Origin of the sequence: Corynebacterium nuruki S6-4 (assembly GCF_007970465.1) — a bacterium.
GTDB classification, from domain to species: Bacteria; Actinomycetota; Actinomycetes; order Mycobacteriales; family Mycobacteriaceae; genus Corynebacterium; species Corynebacterium nuruki.
Window position 1 is genome coordinate 983,198 of sequence record NZ_CP042429.1, and the last position, 22,860, is coordinate 1,006,057.

Genomic DNA, 22,860 nt, shown 5'->3' on the forward strand with positions numbered 1-22,860 from the left:
CGGTCGACCCATCCGTCCGACGAGACAAGAGGAATTCAACTGGTGGAGATCTCCCGCGAAGCACAGGAGAAGCTGGCGGCCGCCCTCGGCGGCACCGCGACCGCGGCAGGTGACAAGGCCGCCGGCGGGACCGGTGACACGGCCGGGGCCGACGACACGGTCCGTGCCCGGATCGCCCGCATCATCGAGGGATCGACCGGCATCGACGCCGACGAGATCACCGATGACGCGGACCTCTCCGACGATCTCCACATCAGTTCCGTGTCCCTCATCGAGATCGCCATCCACATCGAGGACGAACTGCACGTCAGGGTCGAGGAGGAGGACATCTACTCCGCCCACTCCCTGGCCGACCTCGTCTCCTTCGTGGAGAAGGCACAGTCGGGCGGGAAATGACCGTGCCGGGCGGCGTCCCCACCACCGGCCCCGCCGGAATTCTCGCCGGAATCGACGACTGGCCGGTGGACACCGCCGCGGCGGCGGTCGTCCGCCCCGACGGCACCACCGTCAGCCACGGCGACACCACGGCGGTGTTCGCCCTGGCGAGCGTCAGCAAACTCATCACGGCCCACACGGTGCTGTGCGCCGTCGCCGAAGGCTGCTTCGAGCTCGATGACACGGTCGCCGACGTCGCCGTGGAGAGCGGGCACGACGTCGACGGTCCGCAGGACGCCACCGTCCGCGAGCTGCTCGCCCACGCCTCCGGTGTCGGTTTCAGGGGCCGGACGCGGGAGCGGGACGCCCGCACCCGCCGGATCTACTCCTCGGCGGGCTTCGAGATCCTCGCCGACCTGGTCAGCGCCACGGTCAGTGAGGTCGACCTCGACTTCGCCGGATACGCGCGCGCCACCGTCCTCGACCCGTTGGGGATCCCGGCGGACCAGCTCGTCATCGACGGCTCCGCCGGCCACGGTTTCCGGGGGTCGGTCGGGGCGCTCACCCGGCTGGCGCAGGAGTTCCTCTCCCCCACCCTGCTGCCCGCCGGACTGTGGGACGAGGCCCTGACCCCCCAGTTCCCGGACCTCGACGGCGTGGTCCCCGGTTACGGCCGGCAGCGCCCCTGCCCGTGGGGGCTCGGGTTCGAACTGCACGACCACAAGTCACCGCACTGGTTGTCCCCGGACATGCCCACGGACGTGGCGGGGCACTTCGGCCAGGCGGGCACGTTCCTGTGGTTCCACCGCGGCACCGGGACGGCGGCGGTCGTCCTCACCGACCGGAACTTCGGCGACTGGGCGAAGCAGCGGTGGGACGGGTTCAACGGGCGGCTGTGGACCGCCCTCACGGCGTCCTAGATCCAGTAGCCGGACGCCACCTCGGAGGTGTGCGCGGTGACGTGCTCCGGGGTCAGGTCACTGACCCTGGTGACGCCGCACAGTCGCAGGGTGCGCCGCAGCTGGTCCTCCATGATGTCGAGCATCCGGGCCACGCCGCGCTGCCCGCCGGCCATGAGACCGTACATGTAGGCCCGCCCCACGAGCGTGTAGTCGGCGCCGAGGGCGACGGCCGCGGCGATGTCCGCACCGTCCATGATGCCGGTGTCCAGACCGATGGTGGCGTCCTCACCGACGGCGGCACGGACCTTCGGCAGCAGGTGCAGCGGGACGGGGGCCCGGTCGAGCTGGCGTCCGCCGTGGTTGGACAGGATGATGCCGTCGGCACCGTGGTCGAGGACGCGCTGGGAGTCCTCGACGGTCTGCAGTCCCTTGGCGATCAGGGTGCCGGGCCACAGGTTGCGGAGCCAGTCGATGTCGTCGAAGGTCAGCGCCGGGTCGAACATCCGGTCCACGAGGTCGGCGACGGTGCCGGAGCTTCGCGACAGTGAGGCGAAGGACAGCTGTTCGGTGGTGAGGAAGTTGAACCACCACGCGGGCCGGTAGGAGGCGTCCAGGACGGTCTTCCAGGTCAGCTGCGGCGGGATGGAGAAGCCGTTGCGGGTGTCGCGCAGCCGGGCGCCCGCGATGGCGGTGTCCACCGTGACGATGAGCTTGCGGTAGCCGGCGTCCCAGGCGCGCCGGACGAGCTCCTCGGAGGCCTCGCGGTCCTTCCACAGGTACAGCTGGAACCAGTTGTTCCCCTCCGGGGCGTGCGTCGCGACATCCTCGAGGGACGCCGTGCCCATCGTCGACAGACAGAAGGGGATCCCCTTGTCCGCGGCGGCGGCGGACCCGGCGTACTCACCCTCGGTCTGCATCATGCGGGTGAACCCGGTGGGGGCGATCGCCAGCGGCATGCTGATCCGGTCGCCGAAGACCTCGGTGGACAGGTCCGCGTCGGAGACGTCGCGCAGCACACCCGGGTTGAACTCGAGGTCCCGGTAGGCCAGTCGGGCGCGGTTGAGGGAGATCTCGTTCTCGGCGGCGCCGTCGACGTAGTCGAAGGGGGCTTTCGGGGTGCGGCGCTTCGCGATCTTCCGCAGTTCCCAGACGTTCGTGGCCTTGGCGAGTTTCCGGCCGGTGAGGTCCAGGGTCGGCTTCTCGAACTGCATGAGTTCCTTCAGGTCCTTGACCGGGGGGAACCTGCGCTTGAGTGCGGCCGGGGTGGGACGCTGCGGTGACATGCTCGTTTGCTCCTTCGGGCTCGGTGACTTTCTGCGGCCTGACCTTACTCGCGGGCGGAAGGTCCCCGGAACGTGCCCGGGACGCACTTGGAAGGCGCGGAGCCCCGCCGCCCTGTTGTCCCGGATTGCCCCGAGTTGTTCCGAGTTGACCCGGATCGGTCGGTTCCGTCGGGTCGGGAACGCAGAATCGGGTCAGCTCGGGACAGACCCGCTCCAGAGGCCCCCGCCGGGCCGGCACTGAAACCGCACCCGGATACGACTGAACCCCGCTACCGTCGGTAGCGGGGTTCTGCTGCTCCCCCAACTGGATTCGAACCAGTAACCTTCCGATTAACAGTCGGATGCTCTGCCGTTGAGCTATGGAGGAATATCTCTGCTGTCCGGAAGCGGTGCTCCCTGGCAACGGGACATACTGTACCCAGCGGTTGTGATTCGATCAAATCCGCTGTTCAGGATGGATAATGCGGACAACTTCGGTGACTTCTCCACCACCGGTGGACGACTGGCTGGAACCCGACGCCAGCGTGACCCCGGTGGACCCGCGCCGACCACGGGTCGTCGGTCGCCGGCGCCCGGCACCGTAACCGGGTCACCTGTACGGCGTCCCCGAACCCGTGTGATTCAATATCCGCGGGACTATAGCTCAGTTGGTTAGAGCCGCGGACTCATAATCCGCTGGTCGCGGGTTCAAGCCCCGCTGGTCCCACACGATCCCCCGGACGCCGTACGGCACCCGGGGGATTCCTGTTTCCGCATCCCCCGCTGTCCCGGACCACAGGACCGGCCTGCGGCGGCCCCGTCCGTCGGTCAGGAACAGGACGCCGCCGCTCAGTCCGTGTTCGAAAAATCTCACCCCCGAAACTCATCCCGTCCCATGGTCGGTCTACATTATCGGCTATCTCATGTTGATGTTTCATAAAGGAGAAGAGATGCAGAAGGCAGGATCCCGGCTGCGGGTCGTCACGGCACTCGCCGCGACAGTCCTCCTCGGGACCGGTGCACTGACCGGGTGCTCATCCGGTGACGGGAAATCCGGGGCAGCCACGTCAACCACTGCGGCGTCCGGTATGGGTGTGCCCGTGAAAGGCGACGGCGCCACCATCACCATCACCGGCGCCTACGCGACCGACCAGATCGACTTGTACACCGACGGATCCTGGAATGCATCAGAGGGACGCCCGACGACCCCGACGCGGGCACGTGACGGTGGCCGGTACATTGTCGTCGAAACGACGGTCAGGAACGATACGTCATCGGACATGGACCTGACCTGCCGCTCCACCGGCGACTACGTGGATACAGCTCTCCGGACCGAGAACGATGCCATCTACCAGCCGATCGATTCACTGTACGAGATTCCCGGCAATCCGGAGTGCAACCACAATCTCGGATCGGGTTTCGATACCCCGATGACCTGGGCCTTCCTCGTCCCCGACGATCGCACGCCGGAGAGCCTGCTGTTCAGGACGGGCAGCTCCACCCGCGACGACAAGGTCGCGGTCATTTCGCTGGACAAGTTCGGCGCCCCGGCATCCGACAGTAAGCGACCGTCCCCCACCACGGGACGCCCTGCGGAAGGTTCTTCTCCGACGGGCCAGGGCGCGGCCAGCTCCCCCGGCAACACGGGCGGCGCCCCGGAATCGGACGAACTTTCACCCTCCGTTCCCACCGACAGCGGACAGTCGCAGTCCGGTGTGGCCTACAGCGACACCTGCGATGCTGGGAGCCTCGGCATGCCCACCACCGGCCCGAACGGAGAAACCCTGGTATGTACCGGAATGGGCGGCAACGCACCGTCCCGATGGGTCTACGGACCTGATGAGCTGCAGGGCGCCGGCACCGCCGACGTCGGTGGCGCCTGTGCCGACGGGGAGTCCGGTGGGCAGGACGCCGCAGGTCACGTCCTGCTCTGCAGCAACGGTCAGTGGTATCCCGGCCCCTGACATCCGTCGACGCCCTACTTCATCAGGCGGGCCACCGCCGCGGACACCTCGTCGAGCTTCTCCTGCGCTTCCCCGCCACCCTGCTGGGCGGCGTGGAGCACGCAGTGGTGCATGTGGTCGTCCAGCAGGGCCAGTGCGACCCCTTTGAGGGCCGACTGGACGGCGGAGACCTGGGTGAGGATGTCGATGCAGTAGGCGTCCTCGTCGACCATCCGGTGCAGGCCCCGGACCTGCCCCTCGATGCGCTTCAGGCGCGCGAGGTACCGCTTCTTGTCCGGGCTGTACCCGTGCGCTCCCCCGGCACAGTCGTCCCCGTGCTGACCGGCAGCGCCGTGGTCAGCGCCGTGCTCTGTGCCGCACGTGTCAGCACCGCGCTCAGCGCCGCACGTGTCGTCACCGCACCGGTCACCGACAGCCGGGATGTCCTCGGTATCGTCCACGGTTTCCAGGTTGTCCACGGTTCTCCACGCCTCCGCATTCACACCGCCGGCACGCCGCTCATGCCGGACACACCCGCGACGATACCCCCGAGGGGTATGCCGACGCCAGGTCCGTGCCGCGGACCCGGCTCAGTATCCGCGGGCGATCCACTCCGCCAGGTGCGGCGCCTCCGCGCCGATCGAGGTGGCGTCCCCGTGACCGGTGTAGACCTCCGTCTCCCCCGGCAGGGTCAGCACCTTCTCCCGGATCGAGTCGATGATCGTGTCGAAGTCACTGAACGACCGCCCCGTCGCCCCCGGACCGCCGGCGAACAGTGTGTCGCCGCTGACGAGCACCTTCGCCTCCGGCAGGTAGAGGCAGCAGGATCCCGGCGAGTGCCCCGGGGTGTTGATGACCTGCAGCTGCGTGCCCGCGATGTCGAACAGTTCCCCGTCGGCGAGATCCTCGTGCCCCACGCCGGGGTGGGTCTGGTCCCACAGCATCTGGTCGCCGGGGTGCACGAACACCGGGGCGTCCAGTTTCTCGGACAGCTCCGGGGCGACGGTGACGTGGTCGTTGTGGGCGTGGGTGCAGATGATGCCCCGCACCGTCCGACCGCCGACCGCGTCGATGACGGGTGCTGCGGTGTGCGCCGCGTCGACGACGATGACCTCGTCGTCGTCACCGATCAGCCAGATGTTGTTGTCGACCTCCCACTCCCCGCCGTCGAGGGCGAAGGTGCCGTGGGTGACCACCCGGTCGACCCGCAGACCGGTCTCGCTGGTCCCCTGTCCGGACGCCGCGGTCACAGCTCCACCACCGACCGCAGGACCTCGCCCTTCTTCATCTTCGCGAACGCGTCCTCCACCTTGTCGATGCTGGTGCGCTCGTCGATGAAGTCGCCGAGCGGGAACCGGCCCTGCAGGTACAGGTCGGTGTACAGCGGGAAGTCCCGCTCCGGCAGGCAGTCGCCGTACCAGGCGGACTTCACCGAACCACCGCGGCTGAACACGTCGGCCAGCGGCAGGTTCAGCTGCATCTCCGGGGTCGGCACACCGACGAGCACCACGCGGCCGGCGAGGTCGCGGAGGTAGAAGGCCTGGGTGAAGGTCTGCGGCACACCCACCGCGTCCACCACCACGTCGGCGCCGACCCCGCCGAGGATCTCCTGCACCGCCTTGACGACCGGCTGGTCCTCACCCTGCGCTGAGGCATCGCCCGGCAGGGAGCGGGAGTTGATGACATGGGTCGCGCCGAAGTCCTTCGCCCGCTCCAGCTTCCCGTCGGAGACGTCGATGGCGATGATCGTCGTCGCCCCGGCGAGCTTCGCACCGGCGACCGCGGCCATCCCCACACCACCGCAGCCGATGACGGCGACGGACTCGCCGCGCCGGATGTCGCCGGTGTTCACCGCGGCGCCCAGGCCCGCCATGATGCCGCAGCCGAGCAGGCCGGCCGCCGCCGGATCCGCCGCCGGGTCGACCTTCGTGCACTGCCCCTCGTGGACGAGGGTCTTGTCGATGAAGGCGCCGATGCCGAGCGCCGCCTCGAGCTCGGTGCCGTCGGCCAGGGTCATCGGCGCCGAGGCGTTGAAGGTGTTGAAGCAGTACTGGGGCTGCCCCTTCTTACAGGCGCGGCACTCGCCGCACACCGCGCGCCAGTTGAGGACGACGAAGTCCCCGACGGCGACATGGCTGACCTCGGAGCCGACGGTCTCGACGATGCCGGACGCCTCGTGGCCCAGCAGGTAGGGGTAGTTGTCCCCGATGCCGCCGTCGCGGTAGGCGAGGTCGGTGTGGCACACCCCGCAGGCCTGGATCTTCACGATGACGTCATGGGGGCCCGGGTCCGGGACCACCACGTCGACCAGTTCGACGTCCGCGCCCTTGCTCCTGGCGATGACTCCCTTGACGGTGGTGCTCATTGTGTTTTACCGGTCCTTCCTCGGGTTTTCCTGTCGGTGATGACGATCACGTCTCACCCTACCGGCCCCACCGCCACCCCGCCCGGCACCGGCCCCCGGTCCGACCGGACCCGTCGGTGGCGGCCCGGACCCGCTAAGATCGACGGGCAGACAACCATCACCCGTCCAGGAGGCTCCAGCATGATCCAGCTCGTCGTCGGCGCCGCAGCCGGGTACGTTTTCGGCACGAAGGCGGGACGCCGCCGCTTCGAACAGATCCGCGGCGCCTACGAGACCGCCGTCAATTCCCCGGTCACCCGCCGTGCCGTCCGCGCCGGACGCAAGGCCCTCGCCGACCGGCTCGACCCCGAACCGCGGATGCGCGAGGTCCGCGACCTGCGCCCCGGCCGCCACGGCAACCGGAGCCTCGACGGCCAGGAGCTGCTGGAGAACGACGACCTCGACTTCGACGAGGACCGGATCATCGGCACCGATGACCCGGTGATGCGGGACGCGAAGGGGCGTCCCGCCCGCGACCAGGACCGGTCCGGACGCCCCACCGGCCGCCGCCGCTAAACCGGACCAGCCGGCCCGGGGGTCGCGAGCCGAGCCGGGGGTCAGTCGGCCAGTTCCCCGTAGTCCTGCGCGCGGTCCTGCAGCGTCCGCCGGTACTTCTCCAGCGCCATGAGGTCGGCGAAGGTGGCGTTGTACTCCTTCTTCTCCGCCCCGCCCCGGTCCGGGCGCATCCGCTGCATCCGGGCCTTCAGCTCGGCGATCTCCGCACCGACCCAGCGTTCCTCCATCCGGGCGACGACGGCGTCCGCGTAGAACGGCAGCCGGTCCGCCTCACACCGCGGTTCCTCGACCGCCAGCTCACTGATCACCGCCCGGCACATGACGTCGCCGGTCGCGGCGGTGACCGCATCCAGCCAGTCGGCGCCGGGGGCGTGGCCGCCGTCGCCGGACGCCCCGACCGAGCCCACGCCGCCGGCCTTCTGCACCGCCTCGGCCACCGCCATGTAGGTGGGGTGTTCGAAACTGTCGGTGAGCAGGCCGTCGGCGTCCGCCCCGACGAGCTGGGGTTCCTGGAGCATGAGCTTGAGCACCTCCCGGACCGGCTGCAGGTAACCGTCATCGGGATCGGGCCGGGTCAGGCTCGACTGCTGTGCCTGTGCCGCGGCGGCCTCGCGTTCCTTCTCCTCGGCCCGGCGGGCGAGCCGGGCCACCCCCTCCTTCAGCGCGGGGCCGGAGGACCGGCGACCGGCCCGGCGCGCCTCCTGCCGCACCTGGGCGACGACCTCGCCCGGGTCCGGCCAGGACAGCCACCCGGCGGCCTGCCGCGCGTATTCGTCGCGCAGCGCGTCGTCACGGATTCCGGCGAGCACGGGGACGACCCGGCGCATCGCTTCCACCCGACCGTCGATGTGGTGGGTGTCGTAGCCGCCGATGATGGTGCGGATGACGAACTCGAACATGGGGATCCGGTCGGCGACCATCTCACGCACCGCGGCGTCGCCACGGTCCATCCGCAGGTCGCAGGGGTCCATCCCGTCGGGTGCGACGGCGACGTAGCTGCGTCCGGTGAATTTCTGGTCGCCCTCGAAGGCGCGCATCGCGGCCTTCTGCCCGGCCTCGTCCCCGTCGAAGGTGTAGATGATCTCCCCGCGGAAGAACTGGTCGTCGAGCATGAACCGGCGCAGCATCTGCAGGTGCTCCTCGCCGAAGGCGGTACCGCAGGCCGCGACGGCGGTGTGCACCCCGGCCGCGTGCAGCGCCATGACGTCGGTGTAGCCCTCGACGATGACGGCCTGGTGGTCGGCGCCGATCGACTTCTTCGCCCGGTCGAGGCCGAACAGCACCTTCGACTTCTTGTACAGGAGCGTCTCGGGGGTGTTCATGTACTTGCCGAGCTTGTCGTCGTCGAAGAGTTTCCGTGCACCGAAGCCGATGACGTCGCCGGCGGAGTTCCGGATCGGCCACAGCAGCCGCCGGTGGAACCGGTCGATGGGACCGCGGTTGCCCATCCTGCTCAGCCCCGCGGCCTCGAGCTCCTTGAAGTCGAAGCCCTTGCGCAGCAGGTGCTTGGTCAGGGTGTCCCACCCGGCGGGCGCGTACCCGCAGCCGAACTCGGCGACGAGATCATCGTCGAAACCCCGGTCACGCAGCAGGTCGCGCGCCTTCTCCGCCCCGGGGTCTGTGTTGCCGGTATCGGTGAACTGTGCCCGGTAGAACTCCTGGGCCGCCCGGTTCGCGGCGATGAGACGCTGCCGGGTGCCGGGCTCGACCCGGTTGACCGGGCCGCCACCGGTGTAGTTGATCTGGTAGCCGATCCGCTCGGCGCATTCCTCGACGGCCTCGGGGAAGGTGACGTGCTCCATCTTCATGAGGAAGCTGAAGACGTCCCCGCCCTCGCCGGTGGCGAAGCAGTGGAAGTAGCCCTTGTTCGGCCGGACGTGGAAGGAGGGGGTCTTCTCGTCCTTGAACGGGCTGAGCCCCTTCAGCGAGTCCACGCCACCGGGGGTGAGCTGCACATACTCCCCCACCACCTCCTCGATCGGGGTGCGCTCCCTGATCGCGGCGATGTCGCTGTCCGGAATCCGCCCTCGTGCCATGCCGACCATGATAGCCACCTGTCCCCCGCCCGTCCGCGGTGGCGTCCCACCGCTTCCTCCGTTCTGCTCCGCGGCCGTCGGGATGCCCCTATGCTTTCTCCGTAACAACTGATCCAGACTGTGACGACTGCATGACGACCGCGCGCCCTGACCGGCACCTGCGGCGCCGCGTGCTCAGAAGGGATGACTGACCATGGCTGCAGCAGCCAAGCATTATGACGTGCTCATCGTCGGCTCCGGATTCGGCGGCTCGGTGTCCGCCCTCCGGTTGACCGAGAAGGGCTACTCCGTCGGCGTCGTCGAAGCCGGACGCCGCTTCGCCGACAAGGACTTCGCGAAGAACTCCTGGCACCTCAGGGACTTCCTGTGGGCCCCGAAGCTGGGCTTCTACGGTATCCAGCGGGTCCACCTGCTCAAGGACGCAATGATCCTCGCCGGCGCCGGGGTCGGCGGCGGCTCCCTGAACTACGCCAACACCCTCTACAAGCCCGGCGAGAACTACTTCCACAGCCCCGCCTGGGACCACATCACCGACTGGGAGGACGAGCTCAGCCCGTACTACGACCAGGCGCGCAAGATGCTCGGCGTGGTCGACAACCCGACGTTCACCCCGGCGGACAAGCTGTCCAAGCAGGTCGCCGAGGAAATGGGCGTCGGTGACACGTTCCGGATGACGCCGGTCGGCGTGTTCTTCGGCAAGAAGGTCGGACTGGAAGGCGAGGAGGGCGAGACCGTCGCCGACCCGTACTTCGGCGGGGTCGGCCCGGAGCGCACCGCCTGCACCGAATGCGGCGAGTGCATGACCGGCTGCCGGCACGGTGCGAAGAACACCCTGCTGAAGAACTACCTCTACCTGGCGGAGAAGGCCGGCACCGAGGTCCACGACCGGTCGACGGTGACCACGGTCCGCAAACTCGGCGCCGACGACGAGCCCGGCTGGGAAATCACGGTGGAGCGCACCGGCCCGCTGTTCGGGAAGAAGAAGACCCGCACCTTCACCAGTGACTACCTGATCATCGCGGCCGGGACCTGGGGCACCCAGAACCTGCTGCACCGGCAGAAGGAGGACGGCACCCTGCCGCACCTCTCCCCGCACCTCGGCCAGCTCACCCGCACCAACTCGGAGGCACTGCTGGGTGTGGGGCTGTGGAAGTCCGACCCGGAATACGATTTCCACAAGGGCGTGGCGATCACGTCGAGCTACTGGCCGGCGCCGGACACCCACATCGAACCGGTCCGCTACGGGGTGGGCTCCAACGCGATGGGCCTGCTGCAGACGATGAACACCGACGGGGACACGAAGTGGCCCCGCTGGGTGGAGTTCCTCCGCCAGCTGGCGATGAACCCCAAGGCGGTGAAGCTCGTCGCCGACCTGCGCGGCTGGTCGGAGCGCACGATGATCAACCTGGTCATGCAGGCCCGCGACAACTCGCTGACCACCAGCCTGAAGAAGCTCGGCCCGCTGCGGCTGCTCACCAGCCGGCAGGGCGAGGGGGAGCCGAACCCGAGCTGGATCCCGGAGGGCAACGAGGCGACCCGCCGTGGTGCCGCCCACTTCGACAAGGCCGTCGCCGGCGGCGTGTGGCCGGAGGTCTTCAACATCCCGCTGACCGCACACTTCCTCGGCGGCTGCACGATCTCGGACACGCCCGAGGACGGAGTGGTCGACCCCTACCACCGGGTGTGGGGTTACCCGAGCATGTTCGTCACCGACGGCTCCTCGATCACCGCGAACCCGGGTGTGAACCCGTCGCTGTCGATCTCGGCGAACGCGGAGCGGGCCGCCGCCCTGTGGCCGAACAAGGGTGAGGCGGACCCCCGCCCGGCGCAGGCGGAGACCGTCGGCGCCTACCGTCGGGTCTCCCCGGTCGAGCCGCACCACCCGGTCGTCCCGGCGGACGCCCCGGCCGCACTGCGTCTGCCGATCACCCCGGTCCGTTCCGCGCCGGCGCCGTCGGTCTGATTCCCGGTCCCGTGCCCGGTGTGGTTCACTGGTAGACCGTGAACTCAGGGAACAACACCCCGCGGGGGAAGATCGGCGCCGTCGTCGGGGCCGTGGTGGTCCTCGTCGCCGGCTACTTCGGGGTGGACGCCGCCCTCGACGACGGCGGATCCGGAACGGACACCACCGCCCGGACGAGCAGTGCGGCGCGCGCGACAGGCGCGACAGGCACGGGCGGCACAGCGGGTGCATCGGGCACTGTCTCCGCCGGCGGGGATTCCTGCGCGGTCGACACGCTGCCCACCGAGGCCGACGAGGTCATCGACGCGGTCCTCGACGGTGGTCCGTTCGACCATCCCGGTGACGACGGGAAGCACTTCGGCAACTACGAGGGGGCGCTGCCGAAGGAGTCCGGCAGTTACTACCGCGAGTACACGGTGGACACTCCCGGGGTGCACCACCGCGGGGCCCGCCGCATCGTCGTCGGCGGCGGCTCGGACACCGACCCGGACGTCTGGTATTACACCGACGACCACTACGCGTCCTTCTGCAGCATCCCCGACGCCGAGGACTGAGCCGGGCCGGAACTCACCCCCAGGCGGCGCTGATCGCCGAGGCCGCCCGGTCGAGCCGTTCGAGCCGCGACTCGGTGAGTGAGGCCACCTGGTCGACGACGACGCGCAGCCGGGCGGCGTCGCTGTCCGCCTCCTGCCACCACATCCGGTAGATCTGGTCGAGGCTTCCCGGCGCCCCGGCCGCCAGATAGTGGGAGACCCGGAAGATCCGGTCGCGTTGCCGGTCCTGCCGGGCGAGGTGCTGCTTCTCGTCCATGACGTAGAGCACCGCCAGGGACTTCAGCAGCGTCACCTCCGCCTGCGCCTCGGCGGGGACGACGAGGTCGGCGGCGAAGCGGCCGAGCCCGACCCCGGCATCATGTTCCCGTTCATGCCGGGCGCGGGTGGCGGTCACCGCCGCGGTGACGAACCTGCTCACCAGTTCACTGGTCAGTCCCTTGAGCGCGACGAGATCCGCCAGCGACCCCTGGAAATCCGCGGCGCGCACCACCGGCGGCATGGCACGCAGCCGGTCGGCCGCCTCGACGAGTTCGGCCGGGTCCCCGCCGAAGGCCCGCGCCCCCTTCTCCGCGAGGTTCGCCAGTTCCACCAGGTCCCACAGCACATTGAGGCTGATGCGTCCGGACAGCACCCCGTCCTCGACATCGTGGACGGAGTAGGCCACGTCATCCGACCAGTCCATCACCTGTGCCTCCAGGCACTTGCGCCCCTCGGGGGCGCCCTCCCGGATCCAGTCGAGCACCGGCAGGTCCTCGGCGTAGCAGGAGTACTTGCGCCGGCGGGAGCCGTCGGCGGCGACGGGTCCCCAGGGATACTTGCAGGCGGCGTCCAGACTCGCCCGGGTGAGGTTGAGCCCGTAGCTGGTCTCCGCCCCGTCGTGGCCGGGGCCGAGCACCTTCGGTTCGAGGCGGACGAGGATCCGCAGAGTCTGGGCGTTGCCCTCGAAACCGCCGCAGGACGCCGCGACCTCGTTGAGCGCGTTCTCCCCGTTGTGCCCGTAGGGCGGATGCCCGATGTCGTGGGTCAGTCCGGCGAGGTCGGCGAGGTCGGGATCCACCCCGAGCGTCTTGCCGATCCCCCGGGAGATCTGCGCGACCTCCAGGGAATGGGTCAGCCGGGTGCGCGGTGTGTCGCCCGAGCCGGGTCCGACGACCTGCGTCTTGTCGGCGAGGCGACGCAGTGCGGCACTGTGCAGCACCCGGGCGCGGTCCCGGTCGAAGGCGTCCCGGTGGTCCGGCAGTGCGCCGGGCAGCCCGAGGGTCTTGTCCGGGGTGGGCAGGATGCGGGCGAGATCGTGCCCGGTGTACCGGTAGCGTTCCACGGCGGTCAGTCCCGGTCCCGGCCGACGAGCTTCGCGGCGGTCGAGTCGTCGAAACTGTAGTCACCGCCGCCGCGGTGGGTGGCCTTGTAGTACAGCAGGCCACCGGTCTCGTGGAGGATACTGTCGACCTGTTCCTGGCGTCCGGAGACCGCCGGACCCTGCCGCGTCGGCGACCCGTGGGCCGATATCCCCTGGTCGCGGACCATGTCGGTGGCGCGCAGTGAGTGGCTGGGGTCGGTCACGACGACCACGCTGCCCCAGCCTTCGTCGTGGGCCCGCCGGCCGAAGGCCTCGGCGGATTCGAGAGTGTCCGCACCCTCGGTGATCTCGGTGATGTCCTGCTGCGGCACGCCCCGGTCCACCAGGTACATGCCGCCGGCCTGCGCCTCGGTGTAGGCGTCGCCCTCCTGCTTGCCGCCGACGGTGACGATGCGGGGTGCGACCCCCGCCTCGTAGAGGTCGCGGGCATGGTCGAGGCGGGCCTCGAACCACTGGGAGGGTGTGCCGTTGTACTGGGCGGCACCGAGGACGAGGATGGTGTCCGCCGACGACCGGTCGTCCTGGCGGGCGTAGGCCCAGACGTGGGCGGCGGTGGCGATGCCGATGACGAGCGCGACGACGACGGTGCCGACGATCGCGTAGATCAGTCCGCGGACCGTCGTGCCGACTCCTCTTCCCAGTGACTTCAGTGCAGCCATGCAGCTCACTGTACGCACCTGTACCTGGAAGTTCCGTTATTGTTGGGGGTATGTGCGCTGATAATCCTGTCCTGTCCACCCCCGCTGGTGAGCGTCGTTCACCCCTGCGTGTCCGCGGTCGCCGTGCCGCCGCCTCGCTGGCGGTCGCAGGGGTGGCCGGGCTGGGTGCCGTCGGATTCGGGCTCGTCGGGGCACCGGCCGCGGGTGCGGTGACGGCGCCGGCGGGACAGTCCTCGACCGTGCTCGCGCAGGGCACCGCCACCGCGCCGGAGATCACCCTGGACTCCCAGGTCGTTGACCAGGCCGGGGTGCTCTCCGACTCGGAGAAGTCGTCGATCGAGGACAAGCTGGCCAAGGGGCCGAAGGAGACCGACGTCAAGGCGTACCTGGTGTACGTGGACGGCGGGAACGCGGAACAGCTCGCCGGTAGTCTCCAATCCCAGCTCAACATCAACAACGCACTGATCATCGTCGTGGACACTACGTCCGGAAGTGTCTCCACGAATCCGGGCCGCAGTGTACCCAATTCGGTCACAAAAGACGTCAATTCGGCCATCAAGGACAAGATGACGGGTGGCAACTGGGCCGAGGGTGGAGAAGCGATCGGTGACGTCGTCGCCGATGTCACCCCGACCTCCACCTATGTCTGGGGCGGAGTCGCCGCCGTGGTCGTCGTCGGCGGAGGTGGCGGCGCCTTCTGGTGGAGCAGGAAGAAGAGGAAGCAGAACGAGGCGCAGGAGATCGAGGCAACCCGCTCGGTGGCCCCGGGTGATTCCGGTGACCTCTCCCAGCAGCCGACCCACGCGCTGCGGACCGTCGCCGCCGAGGAGCTGCAGTCCACCGACGAGTCCATCCGTAAGGGGGCTCAGGAACTCCAGACCGCGGAATCCGAGTTCGGCGAGGAACGCACCCGCGATCTGCGACGTGCCCTCGATTCCTCGCGTCGCACACTCAGCCAGTCCTACAGCGAATACCAGCGCCTCCAGAACGGCGTGGTCCGCGACGAAATGGAGGAACGCGCCGTCCTCATCGACGTCATCTCGTCGTGCGGGAAGGCCGATGAAGAGCTCAACAGCCAGGCCGCCCGATTCGCGGAGCTGCGTCACCAGCTCATCAACGCCCCCGAGATCATCGAGAAGATGTTCCAGCAGACCGTCGAACTGCGTTCCCGCGTCCCGCAGGCGCGGACCACGCTCGAATCGCTGACCACCCGCGTCGACCCCGATCTGCTCAGCTCCGTCGTCGACAACCCGGACATCGCCGAGGCCGAGATCGCCGAAGCGGAAAAGGCCATCAGCCGGGCCCGCGAGATCCTCAAACTCCCCGCCGGCCAGCAGGGTGGGCTTATGGAGGCCGCCGGTACCGCCCACGTCGCACTCGGCCAAGCCCGCAGCCAGCTCGACGGCGTGGACCACGCCGAGCTCCAGCTGCGCGAGGCACAGTCCAACCTGTCCTCCCTCATCGACGAGGTCGACGGAGAGATCACCGAAGCCACCCAGCTCGCGGCCGGCAACGCCGAGTTCAATCGCACCGCCATGGCGGCAGCGGTTGACACGGCGAAGACCGCGCTGGCCGCCGCGCGGAGCAACGGCGCGAAAGACCCGCTGGGCACCTACTCGGCCCTGCTCGAGGCCGACGGCGAACTCGACATCCAGATCGATGAAGCCCGCGGTGCACAGAACTCCTACGAGCGGACACTGTCGATGGTCGACCGCACCATCGCGGACGCCACTGCCCGGTTACAGGGCGTCGAGGACACGATCCACACCCGCGGCAGCATGATCGGTGTGACCGCCCGGTCACTCGCCCAGTCGGCGGGGCAGGCCCTCGACAACGCCCGGAGGATCCGGGACACCCGCCCCCGGGACGCGCTCACGGCCGCACAGCAGGCGAACAACATCGCCGCCCAGGCGGCGCAGCACGCCAAGAAGGACATCGACGACTACAACCGGCGGAACAACTACCACGGTGGCGGCGGGGCCGGAAACCTCGTCACCGGACTCGTCCTCGGTTCCCTGCTCAGCGGTCACGGTGGATTCGGTGGCGGGTTCGGTGGCTTCGGCGGCGGCGGTGGCGGCGGAGACAACGGTTTCGGGGGCGGCGGAGACACCTTCGGCATCTGACCCCGACAACTTTTCCCCCCCTCGGACCCCCGGACTACCCCGGAATGCCGGCACCAGCGCTGGCGCAGTCAGTCTTCCTCCGGGTGCGAGGCCCGCTCGACCTGAATCGTGGATTCTTCCAGTGCCTGGATGACCGGTATCCGGGTCTTCACGAGATCACCGGTCTCAATCCGGGGATATTCGTGGCGGCGACCGCCGTCCTGAACATTATGCGTGCTGTAGTCCGCCCTACGGAACCCTGAAAGCTCCCTCGCCAGCACGTTTCATGTCGGTGGCCGTGGTTGAGGACGCATAATGTTGACGCAGATTGTCACGGCGCTTCCCATCATGCCCTCCCCCGACTTTGCACCGACAATCCGGGACTTTCGTGGCAGCGGCCGGGCGAAAAGTCGGCGCAAAATCCGGGTAGCTTCACTGCGCCTCGACCTGGCGACAGGCGCGTGGTGGCAACGCAGCCTGGCGGCAGGCGCGTAGTGGCAAAGCAGCCCTATGACAGACGCGTGGCGGCACGGCAGGCACCCACCAACGGGGCCCCGGGGGACCCCGTGCCGGGTACTCCCCACCTCTATCTCCCCGTGGCCGGCTACGCCCCCGCCCCTACCTCACAGGTAGCCCAGGATGTAGAACAGCACGACGGGGATGAGGATGATCATCGAGATCGTCAGCCCCCACGCACTCGAGACCGCCCGGGTCTCCATCGCATGGCGGGCCACCCAGGACAGGAAGACCTGCGCATCCAGCGGGAGCTTCTGCCCCGCGCCCTCGAACTCGACGTGGAGGTTCTTCAGCCCACCCTGCTCCGAGGTGAACTGACCGATCTTCGGGGCGCTCTCCAGGTCGATGGGGGCCTGGCCCTCCCCGCCGGCATCCGTGGCGTCCAGCAGGACGAACTCCTTGCGGGACTCCTGGTGGAGCAGGACGCGGTACCGGTCGATGGTGCAGACCACGTTCTTCGACCGGCCGAACGTCGCTGCATCACCGACGGCGGTGAAGACCTGGGACCCGGTCTCCGGCGAGGTGGTCGCCGTCATCCGCGGCCCCTTGCCCGCCTCCAGCTGCCAGACGTCGCCGGCGAAGCGGATCGTGGCCGTGTCCCGCTCGACCGCGTAGTCACCGAGGCGCTCCATGTCGCTGGGAGCACCACCGTAGATCGGGAAGGTGTGCCCGTCCGAGGGGGTGCTCCAGCGGATGTCCGGGTTCGGCATGGTCGGTCTCTACGCCCTAGCAGCCCGCGAGCTCGGCGGCGAGGTAGCTCTGCAGCTTGTCGAGGCTGACACGCTCCTGCTTCATCGTGTCGCGCTCACGCACGGTGACGGCGTTGTCCTCGAGGGTGTCGAAGTCCACCGTGACACAGAACGGGGTACCGATCTCATCCTGACGGCGGTAGCGGCGTCCGATGGCACCGGAGGTGTCATAGTCGATGTTCCACAGCTTGCGGAGGTCCTCGGCGACCTTCTCCGCGGTCGGGGTGAGCGTCTCCTTCTTGGACAGCGGCAGCACGGCGACCTTGACCGGGGCGAGCCGGCGGTCCAGCTTGAGCACGGTGCGCTTGTCCACGCCTCCCTTGGTGTTCGGGGCCTCGTCCTCGGTGTAGGCGTCGACGAGGAAGGCCATCATCGCACGGCCCAGGCCGGCGGCCGGCTCGATGCAGTAGGGGATCCAGCGCTCGCCGGTGGCCTGGTCGAAGTACGACAGGTCCTCACCCGAGTGCTCGGAGTGGGTCTTCAGGTCGTAGTCGGTGCGGTTGGCCACGCCCTCCAGCTCGCCCCACTTCGACCCGGTGAACCCGAACGCGTACTCCACGTCCACCGTCCGCTTGGAGTAGTGGGACAGCTTCTCCTTCGGGTGCTCGTAGAGCCGCAGGTTCTCCGGGTCGATGCCCAGATCGATGTACCAGTTCAGCCGGTTGTCGATCCAGTACTGGTGCCATTCCTCATCCTCGCCGGGCTTGACGAAGAACTCCATCTCCATCTGCTCGAACTCGCGGGTACGGAAGATGAAGTTGCCGGGGGTGATCTCGTTACGGAAGGACTTGCCGGTGTTCGCGATGCCGAACGGCGGCTTGCTGCGGGAGGCACCCATGACGTTCTTGAAGTTGATGAAGATGCCCTGGGCGGTCTCCGGACGCAGGTAGTGCAGGCCCTCCTTGTCGTCCACCGGGCCGAGGTAGGTCTTCAGCAGGCCGGAGAACGCGCGCGGCTCAGTCCACTTGCCGGGCTGGCCGGTCTCCGGGTCGTTGATGTCGGCCAGGCCGTTGGGCGCCTCGTGGCCGTGCTTCTCCTCGTAGGCCTCCAGCAGGTGGTCGGCACGGTAGCGCTTGTGGGTGTAGAGCGACTCGACCAGCGGGTCGGTGAACACCTCGACGTGGCCGGAGGCCTCCCAGACCTGGCGGGGCTGGATGACGGAGGTGTCCACGCCGACGACGTCCTTGCGGGAGGTCACCATGTGGCGCCACCACTGACGCTTCAGGTTCTCCTTGAGCTCCACGCCGAGGGGGCCGTAGTCCCAGGCGGAGCGGGTACCGCCGTAGATCTCACCTGCCGGGAAGACCAGTCCCCTGCGCTTGCAGAGGTTGACGACGGTATCGATATTGCTCGCGGCCATGCGCTGTGACACTCCTCGATGGTGGTGAGGTTGAACGGGAAAGACTTAAGGTCACGCCCATCCTACCGGCCCGCCCGCCGGACGCCACACCAGCCCCCGCCCTCGTCAGAGTATTAAAAAGGACCCGCGAAAGGGGGGGGGGTATTCGCGGGTCCCGGCCACGCTGTCCTCCGAAGAGGATGGGGCCTGTTCCCCGTAAAGTTGGGATGGACGCAGGGGGGGGGGTAGCGCCATCCCAGGGGAACTGCCACCACGATACGGAGCACCGGAACATCTGTCAAATCTTCGCTCCGGCGCCGGTCGGGGGCTACGCTGGGGCCATCATGGACACTCCGAGGATCGGTCAACGCAACACCCGGCAGCGCGCTGCCGTCATCGAGGTACTCGGGAAGCTCACCGCCTTCGCCAGTGCCCAGGACATCCACGCCTCCCTCATCACCGACGGGCAGAAGGTCGGCCTCACGACCGTCTACCGCACCCTGCAGCAGCTCAACAACCAGGGCATGGTGGACACGCTCCAGGACGACAGCGGCGAGATGCTCTACCGGAGCTGCTCCACCGAACACCATCACCACCACCTGGTGTGCACCGGCTGCCGTCGCACCGTCGAAATCGACGGTGGTCCCGTCGAGTCGTGGGCCGCCCGGGTCAGCCGGGAGCACGGCTTCGTCCTCACCGGGCACACCGCCGACGTCTTCGGACTGTGCCCGGACTGTGTGGCGCGGCAGCAGCACGCCGACTGACCGGCCGCCACCGGCCGTCGGCGACCGCCACCGGCCGTCACCGATACAGCCCGGTCACCCGGCGGCGACGTCGAAGACGGTGCCGAGCCCGAAGGTGACCAGCGCCGCGCCGAGACCGATGCCCAGCTGACGCAACGCCCGCAGCAGCGGCGGCTTCCCCGAGAGCAGCCCGACGAGCGCACCGGTGCACAGCAGGGCGACACCGACGAGCACGGCGGCCAGCACCACCGCCGCGGTCCCCGCCATCCCGAAGATGAGTGGAAGCACCGGAATCAGGGATCCGGCACCGAAGCACAGGAAACTCGAGACCGCGGCGGACACGCCCGTCCCTGTGGTGTCGGCCGTGTCAGAGTCATCGGTACCGTCAGCGCCGTCAGCGCCGTCAGCGCCGTCAGTGTCGGCGGTCTCGGCGGTGTCGACACCCTCCCTGCCGTCGGTCCCGTCCTGCCCGGCCCCGAGCTCATCGCCGGTCCCCAGGACCTCGGCCCCGTCGAGCGCCTCGAGATCGGCCATCCGGTCGAACACCCGGTGGGCCTTGAGCCTGGCCGCCTCCGGCTCCATGCCGCGCGCCCGGTACACCAGCTCCAGTTCATTGCGGTCGACATCGAGCTTCGGCACCGCATCCCGGGTGTCCGGGTCCGGCCGCGAGGAATCCAGCAGCTCACGCTGCGAGGTCACCGAGACGTACTCACCGGCGGCCATCGACAGCGCCCCGGAGAACAGCCCGGCGATGCCGGCGGTGAGCATGGTGGACTGCCCGGCACCGGCGCCGTACATACCGAGGATGAGGGCGAAGTTGGACACCAGCCCGTCATTCGCCCCGAAGATGGCGGCGCGGAAGTTCCCCGACATCCGGGCCCGGCCGCGGGTCGCCAGGCCACGGACGACCTCGGCGTGGATCTTCTCGTCGGCGGCCATCGTCGCCAGGTCGTCGCTGCGCTCCTCCTCCGTCAGGTAGACGTTGCGGTCCTCGGCGGACTGCATGAGCGCGAGGACGAACACCGAACCGAACCGCCGGGCCATCCAGGCGGTCAGCCGCGTCCGGAAACTGGCGCGCTGCGGCAGCCCGACCTCATCGCCGAGGCGCTCCCGCCAGTACTGCTCGTGGCGGGATTCGGCGTCGGCGATACCGAGCAGGATGTCGCGCTCCTCCCCCGACTTCCGGCGGGCGAGTTCGCGGTACACCGCCCCCTCCGCCCGCTCGTCGGCCAGGTAGCGCCGCCACCGCCGCAGCTGCTGTTTCGTCGGCTCCGGCCCGGTCATTTCACACCCCCGAACCGACGGTCCCGGCGGGCGTACTCCAGGACGGCGGCCCGCAGATCGTCCCGCGTGTAGTCGGGGAAGAGCACGTCCTGGTACACCATTTCGGCGTACACCGACTGCCACGGCAGGAAGTTCGAGGTGCGCTGCTCCCCCGAGGGACGCAGGAACAGGTCGACGTCGGGCATGTCCGGCTCGTCGAGATAGCGGGCGAAGGTCTTCTCGGTGATGTCCCGGGGCCGGAGCCGCCCGGCGGCGACCTCCTCCGCGGCGGCACGGGCGGCGTCCGCGATCTCGGCGCGGCCCCCGTAGTTGACGCACATCGCCAGGGTCAGCCGGGTGTTGTACTTCGTCTGCTCCTCGGCCTTCTCCAGCTCGGTGATGACGCTGCGCCACAGGCGGGGACGGCGTCCCGCCCACCGGACGCGGACGCCTTTGGCGTCGAGCTCGTCGCGCCGACGGTGCAGCACATCCCGGTTGAAGCCCATGAGGAACCGGACCTCACCGGTGCTGCGGCGCCAGTTCTCGGTGGAGAACGCGTAGGCGGACAGGTAGTCCACCCCGAGGTCGAGGCATTCGTCGACCATGTCCATCAGCACACCCTCGCCGCGCTTGTGCCCCTCGGTCCGCGGCAGCCCGCGCTCCTGGGCCCACCTTCCGTTACCGTCCATCACCAGGGCGATGTGACGGGGAATGAACTCAGCGGGGATCTCAGGGGTACTCACGCGCCCCATTCTGCCAGACGGCCGGCCGCCGACGGCACCCGCTCACAGTGCCGCGTAGGCGGGACACGGGGCACCGGTCTGGTACCGGACGTGCCCGAGCAGCAGAGCGTGGGCCGCCCCCAGGATCCGGGAGCCGTCCGGGCCCGCCGCCACCTCGCCGACCTGGCCGGCCCGGCCGTGGCTCAGCAGCCACAGCACGCGCACCGCCTGAGGATCGGGGGTCGACGCGCCCACCGGCCGGCACCGGACACACACCGCGCCACCGGCGGCGGGGTGGAACGCCCGGTGCGGGCCCGGCCGACCGCACTGGGCGCAGTCGACGAGGCTGGGTGCCCAGCCGGCGACCGCCAGCGCCTGCAGCACCATCCGGTCCGCCTGCGTCCGGGGCGGCAGCGTGCCCGCCACCGCCGTGTCCGCCGGTGGGGCGGCAGCTCCCGGTCCGCCGGGGCTTCCGGTTCCGGGGGTTCCGGTGCCGGCCAGAGCCGCGAGGGCGGCGTCCAGCTGGCCGAAGATCAGCGCCGTCTCCTGCGGATCCGCCCCCTGCACCACCTGCCCGGCGATTTCGAGCATCGCCACCCCGGCGTAGAAGCGGTTGACATCCGCACAGATCGTCGGCGCGTAGGTCGCCACCGTGGCGGCGTCGGTGACGGTGGCCAGGCCACCGTCGGGCTTCGACCGGTTACGGCCCGGATAGACCTGCACGTTCACCCGCACGAAGCGGTCGAGCCGTGACCCGAACCGGGACTTCGTCCGTCGGACGCCCTTGGCCACCCCCCGGACCAGACCGTGCCCCCGGGTGAGCAGGACGAGGATGAGGTCCGCCTCCCCCAGCCGGTGGGTACGGAGCACGAACGCCTCGTCCCGGTAAGTGGGACGAGGCGCACGGGACATGGCTGTCAGTCTAGCGCCGACCGGCACCACGCTCGTCGATGCTCTGCGCGGACTGGGCGATCCGGATGTTGGAGAGGTAGAACTCCAGCATCATCCGCATCATCATGAGGCTGAACAGCGCGCCCACCGACATGACCACCGCGGCGACGAGGCCGAGCAGGACACCGCCGGCGCCGAGCTCGGAGGCGAACCCGCCGATGAGGATGATCGCGTAGACCACCCACACCAGGGCGATGAACACGAACCCGAGGACGTAGGCGAACTTGATGATCGAGGGGGTGGCGTACTTGGTGAAGCTGAAGTCGAACAGCGCCGACCAGAACGTGTCCTGCCGGGTGCCCTGCCATGCCGTGCCGGGGCCCTGCTGGCCGGGCTGGCCCGGCTGGCCCGGCTGACCGGCCGGGTAGGCGCCGAACGCCGGCTGCTGACTGTGCCGCGGCTGCTGACCGGGGTCGGGCTGACTGCTCCACCGGCCGGAGCCGTTGCCGCCGGTACCGAAGTTCCCGTCATCGGGCGTCGTCATACTCGTTCCTTTCAGGA

21 protein-coding genes and 2 tRNA genes are annotated in these 22,860 nt (G+C 69.1%); 9 read left to right on the forward strand and 14 right to left on the reverse strand.

Going from position 1 to position 22,860, the window contains the following annotated elements:
* Nucleotides 1–42: 42 nt before the first annotated feature.
* Together FSW06_RS04450 and FSW06_RS04455 are read left to right on the forward strand one after the other, a co-directional pair.
* Nucleotides 43–396, forward strand: a complete 354-nt coding sequence (locus tag FSW06_RS04450) for an acyl carrier protein (RefSeq protein WP_010122357.1) — start codon at nt 43–45, stop codon at nt 394–396.
* Nucleotides 393–1,295, forward strand: a complete 903-nt coding sequence (locus FSW06_RS04455; protein WP_010122359.1) for a serine hydrolase domain-containing protein — start codon at nt 393–395, stop codon at nt 1,293–1,295. Before FSW06_RS04450 ends, FSW06_RS04455 begins: the two co-directional genes overlap by 4 nt.
* Here FSW06_RS04455 and FSW06_RS04460 read toward each other — a convergent pair.
* Nucleotides 1,292–2,560 carry an alpha-hydroxy acid oxidase gene (locus FSW06_RS04460; RefSeq protein WP_010122360.1) on the reverse strand — a complete coding sequence of 423 codons (1,269 nt, stop codon included), beginning with the start codon at nt 2,558–2,560 and terminating at the stop codon, nt 1,292–1,294. The genes FSW06_RS04455 and FSW06_RS04460 overlap by 4 nt on opposite strands.
* A gap of 295 nt (nt 2,561–2,855) precedes the next feature.
* Nucleotides 2,856–2,927: transfer RNA gene (locus tag FSW06_RS04465), tRNA-Asn, on the reverse strand.
* 265 nt (nt 2,928–3,192) lie between these two features.
* Between FSW06_RS04465 and FSW06_RS04470 the strand changes: the two genes are divergently transcribed.
* Both FSW06_RS04470 and FSW06_RS04475 read left to right on the forward strand, forming a co-directional pair.
* A tRNA-Ile gene (locus FSW06_RS04470) sits at nt 3,193–3,266 on the forward strand.
* A 223-nt stretch (nt 3,267–3,489) separates the two neighbouring features.
* Complete coding sequence (locus FSW06_RS04475; protein ID WP_010122361.1) at nt 3,490–4,503, forward strand: hypothetical protein; 1,014 nt, start codon at nt 3,490–3,492, stop codon at nt 4,501–4,503.
* 14 nt (nt 4,504–4,517) lie between these two features.
* Here the strand turns inward: FSW06_RS04475 and FSW06_RS14920 are convergent, their stop codons facing one another.
* The 3 genes from FSW06_RS14920 to FSW06_RS04490 form a co-directional block, all read right to left on the reverse strand.
* Nucleotides 4,518–4,943, reverse strand: coding sequence for a metal-sensitive transcriptional regulator (locus tag FSW06_RS14920; protein ID WP_273051413.1), 426 nt, complete (start codon nt 4,941–4,943; stop codon nt 4,518–4,520).
* A gap of 129 nt (nt 4,944–5,072) precedes the next feature.
* On the reverse strand, nt 5,073–5,732 hold the full coding sequence (locus FSW06_RS04485) for an MBL fold metallo-hydrolase (protein ID WP_010122363.1): 660 nt from the start codon (nt 5,730–5,732) through the stop codon (nt 5,073–5,075).
* Nucleotides 5,729–6,847 carry an S-(hydroxymethyl)mycothiol dehydrogenase gene (locus FSW06_RS04490; protein ID WP_010122364.1) on the reverse strand — a complete coding sequence of 373 codons (1,119 nt, stop codon included), beginning with the start codon at nt 6,845–6,847 and terminating at the stop codon, nt 5,729–5,731. Before FSW06_RS04490 ends, FSW06_RS04485 begins: the two co-directional genes overlap by 4 nt.
* Nucleotides 6,848–7,027: 180 nt before the next feature.
* On the opposite strand from FSW06_RS04490, the gene FSW06_RS04495 reads away from it, so the two are divergent.
* A complete protein-coding gene (locus FSW06_RS04495) occupies nt 7,028–7,402 on the forward strand; it encodes a hypothetical protein (RefSeq protein ID WP_010122365.1) in 375 nt (124 codons plus the stop codon).
* A gap of 41 nt (nt 7,403–7,443) precedes the next feature.
* Here the strand turns inward: FSW06_RS04495 and dnaG are convergent, their stop codons facing one another.
* Nucleotides 7,444–9,438: a DNA primase gene (gene dnaG / locus FSW06_RS04500; protein ID WP_193345964.1), complete on the reverse strand. Its 1,995-nt coding sequence runs from the start codon at nt 9,436–9,438 to the stop codon at nt 7,444–7,446.
* 193 nt (nt 9,439–9,631) lie between these two features.
* On the opposite strand from dnaG, the gene FSW06_RS04505 reads away from it, so the two are divergent.
* Together FSW06_RS04505 and FSW06_RS04510 are read left to right on the forward strand one after the other, a co-directional pair.
* On the forward strand, nt 9,632–11,401 hold the full coding sequence (locus FSW06_RS04505; RefSeq protein ID WP_029450234.1) for a GMC oxidoreductase: 1,770 nt from the start codon (nt 9,632–9,634) through the stop codon (nt 11,399–11,401).
* Between the two features lie 38 nt (nt 11,402–11,439).
* Nucleotides 11,440–11,955: a guanyl-specific ribonuclease gene (locus tag FSW06_RS04510; protein ID WP_010122370.1), complete on the forward strand. Its 516-nt coding sequence runs from the start codon at nt 11,440–11,442 to the stop codon at nt 11,953–11,955.
* Nucleotides 11,956–11,968: 13 nt separating this feature from the next.
* On the opposite strand, the gene FSW06_RS04515 is transcribed toward FSW06_RS04510, so the two are convergent.
* On the reverse strand, nt 11,969–13,276 hold the full coding sequence (locus FSW06_RS04515; RefSeq protein ID WP_010122372.1) for a deoxyguanosinetriphosphate triphosphohydrolase: 1,308 nt from the start codon (nt 13,274–13,276) through the stop codon (nt 11,969–11,971).
* 5 nt (nt 13,277–13,281) lie between these two features.
* On the reverse strand, nt 13,282–13,974 hold the full coding sequence (locus FSW06_RS04520; RefSeq protein ID WP_010122373.1) for a YdcF family protein: 693 nt from the start codon (nt 13,972–13,974) through the stop codon (nt 13,282–13,284).
* A 50-nt stretch (nt 13,975–14,024) separates the two neighbouring features.
* Here FSW06_RS04520 and FSW06_RS04525 point away from each other — a divergent pair, with 50 nt between their 5' ends.
* Entirely contained in the window at nt 14,025–16,097 is a 2,073-nt protein-coding gene (locus tag FSW06_RS04525) for a TPM domain-containing protein (protein ID WP_029450235.1), read from the forward strand.
* Between the two features lie 602 nt (nt 16,098–16,699).
* On the opposite strand, the gene FSW06_RS04530 is transcribed toward FSW06_RS04525, so the two are convergent.
* Together FSW06_RS04530 and FSW06_RS04535 are read right to left on the reverse strand one after the other, a co-directional pair.
* Nucleotides 16,700–17,302 carry a hypothetical protein gene (locus tag FSW06_RS04530; RefSeq protein WP_010122377.1) on the reverse strand — a complete coding sequence of 201 codons (603 nt, stop codon included), beginning with the start codon at nt 17,300–17,302 and terminating at the stop codon, nt 16,700–16,702.
* Nucleotides 17,303–17,318: 16 nt separating this feature from the next.
* Nucleotides 17,319–18,701 carry a glycine--tRNA ligase gene (locus FSW06_RS04535; RefSeq protein WP_010122379.1) on the reverse strand — a complete coding sequence of 461 codons (1,383 nt, stop codon included), beginning with the start codon at nt 18,699–18,701 and terminating at the stop codon, nt 17,319–17,321.
* Between the two features lie 323 nt (nt 18,702–19,024).
* Between FSW06_RS04535 and FSW06_RS04540 the strand changes: the two genes are divergently transcribed.
* Nucleotides 19,025–19,444, forward strand: a complete 420-nt coding sequence (locus FSW06_RS04540) for a Fur family transcriptional regulator (RefSeq protein ID WP_010122381.1) — start codon at nt 19,025–19,027, stop codon at nt 19,442–19,444.
* Between the two features lie 54 nt (nt 19,445–19,498).
* On the opposite strand, the gene FSW06_RS04545 is transcribed toward FSW06_RS04540, so the two are convergent.
* The 4 genes from FSW06_RS04545 to FSW06_RS04560 are packed head-to-tail and all read right to left on the reverse strand — an operon-like array spanning nt 19,499 to nt 22,843.
* The gene (locus tag FSW06_RS04545) at nt 19,499–20,707 is read right to left on the reverse strand and encodes a VIT1/CCC1 transporter family protein (RefSeq protein WP_010122383.1); all 1,209 of its coding nucleotides are present in this window, start codon (nt 20,705–20,707) and stop codon (nt 19,499–19,501) included.
* Complete coding sequence (locus tag FSW06_RS04550; RefSeq protein ID WP_029450236.1) at nt 20,704–21,438, reverse strand: isoprenyl transferase; 735 nt, start codon at nt 21,436–21,438, stop codon at nt 20,704–20,706. The genes FSW06_RS04545 and FSW06_RS04550 overlap by 4 nt, the downstream gene beginning before the upstream one ends.
* A gap of 33 nt (nt 21,439–21,471) precedes the next feature.
* On the reverse strand, nt 21,472–22,320 hold the full coding sequence (recO, locus tag FSW06_RS04555; protein WP_029450237.1) for a DNA repair protein RecO: 849 nt from the start codon (nt 22,318–22,320) through the stop codon (nt 21,472–21,474).
* A 10-nt stretch (nt 22,321–22,330) separates the two neighbouring features.
* Nucleotides 22,331–22,843: a DUF4282 domain-containing protein gene (locus FSW06_RS04560; RefSeq protein ID WP_010122389.1), complete on the reverse strand. Its 513-nt coding sequence runs from the start codon at nt 22,841–22,843 to the stop codon at nt 22,331–22,333.
* Nucleotides 22,844–22,860 lie beyond the last annotated feature (17 nt).

Bases quoted from the DNA above. Each gene is read 5' to 3' on its own strand.
- FSW06_RS04455 (WP_010122359.1), top strand. From the start codon at position 393: ATGACCGTGCCGGGCGGCGTCCCCACCACCGGCCCCGCCGGAATTCTC.
- FSW06_RS04460 (WP_010122360.1), bottom strand. From the start codon at position 2,560: ATGTCACCGCAGCGTCCCACCCCGGCCGCACTCAAGCGCAGGTTCCCC.
- FSW06_RS04475 (WP_010122361.1), top strand. From the start codon at position 3,490: ATGCAGAAGGCAGGATCCCGGCTGCGGGTCGTCACGGCACTCGCCGCG.
- FSW06_RS04490 (WP_010122364.1), bottom strand. From the start codon at position 6,847: ATGAGCACCACCGTCAAGGGAGTCATCGCCAGGAGCAAGGGCGCGGAC.
- FSW06_RS04495 (WP_010122365.1), top strand. From the start codon at position 7,028: ATGATCCAGCTCGTCGTCGGCGCCGCAGCCGGGTACGTTTTCGGCACG.
- dnaG (WP_193345964.1), bottom strand. From the start codon at position 9,438: ATGGCACGAGGGCGGATTCCGGACAGCGACATCGCCGCGATCAGGGAG.
- FSW06_RS04505 (WP_029450234.1), top strand. From the start codon at position 9,632: ATGGCTGCAGCAGCCAAGCATTATGACGTGCTCATCGTCGGCTCCGGA.
- FSW06_RS04520 (WP_010122373.1), bottom strand. From the start codon at position 13,974: ATGGCTGCACTGAAGTCACTGGGAAGAGGAGTCGGCACGACGGTCCGC.
- FSW06_RS04525 (WP_029450235.1), top strand. From the start codon at position 14,025: ATGTGCGCTGATAATCCTGTCCTGTCCACCCCCGCTGGTGAGCGTCGT.
- FSW06_RS04530 (WP_010122377.1), bottom strand. From the start codon at position 17,302: ATGCCGAACCCGGACATCCGCTGGAGCACCCCCTCGGACGGGCACACC.
- FSW06_RS04535 (WP_010122379.1), bottom strand. From the start codon at position 18,701: ATGGCCGCGAGCAATATCGATACCGTCGTCAACCTCTGCAAGCGCAGG.
- FSW06_RS04540 (WP_010122381.1), top strand. From the start codon at position 19,025: ATGGACACTCCGAGGATCGGTCAACGCAACACCCGGCAGCGCGCTGCC.
- FSW06_RS04545 (WP_010122383.1), bottom strand. From the start codon at position 20,707: ATGACCGGGCCGGAGCCGACGAAACAGCAGCTGCGGCGGTGGCGGCGC.
- FSW06_RS04550 (WP_029450236.1), bottom strand. From the start codon at position 21,438: ATGGGGCGCGTGAGTACCCCTGAGATCCCCGCTGAGTTCATTCCCCGT.
- recO (WP_029450237.1), bottom strand. From the start codon at position 22,320: ATGTCCCGTGCGCCTCGTCCCACTTACCGGGACGAGGCGTTCGTGCTC.
- FSW06_RS04560 (WP_010122389.1), bottom strand. From the start codon at position 22,843: ATGACGACGCCCGATGACGGGAACTTCGGTACCGGCGGCAACGGCTCC.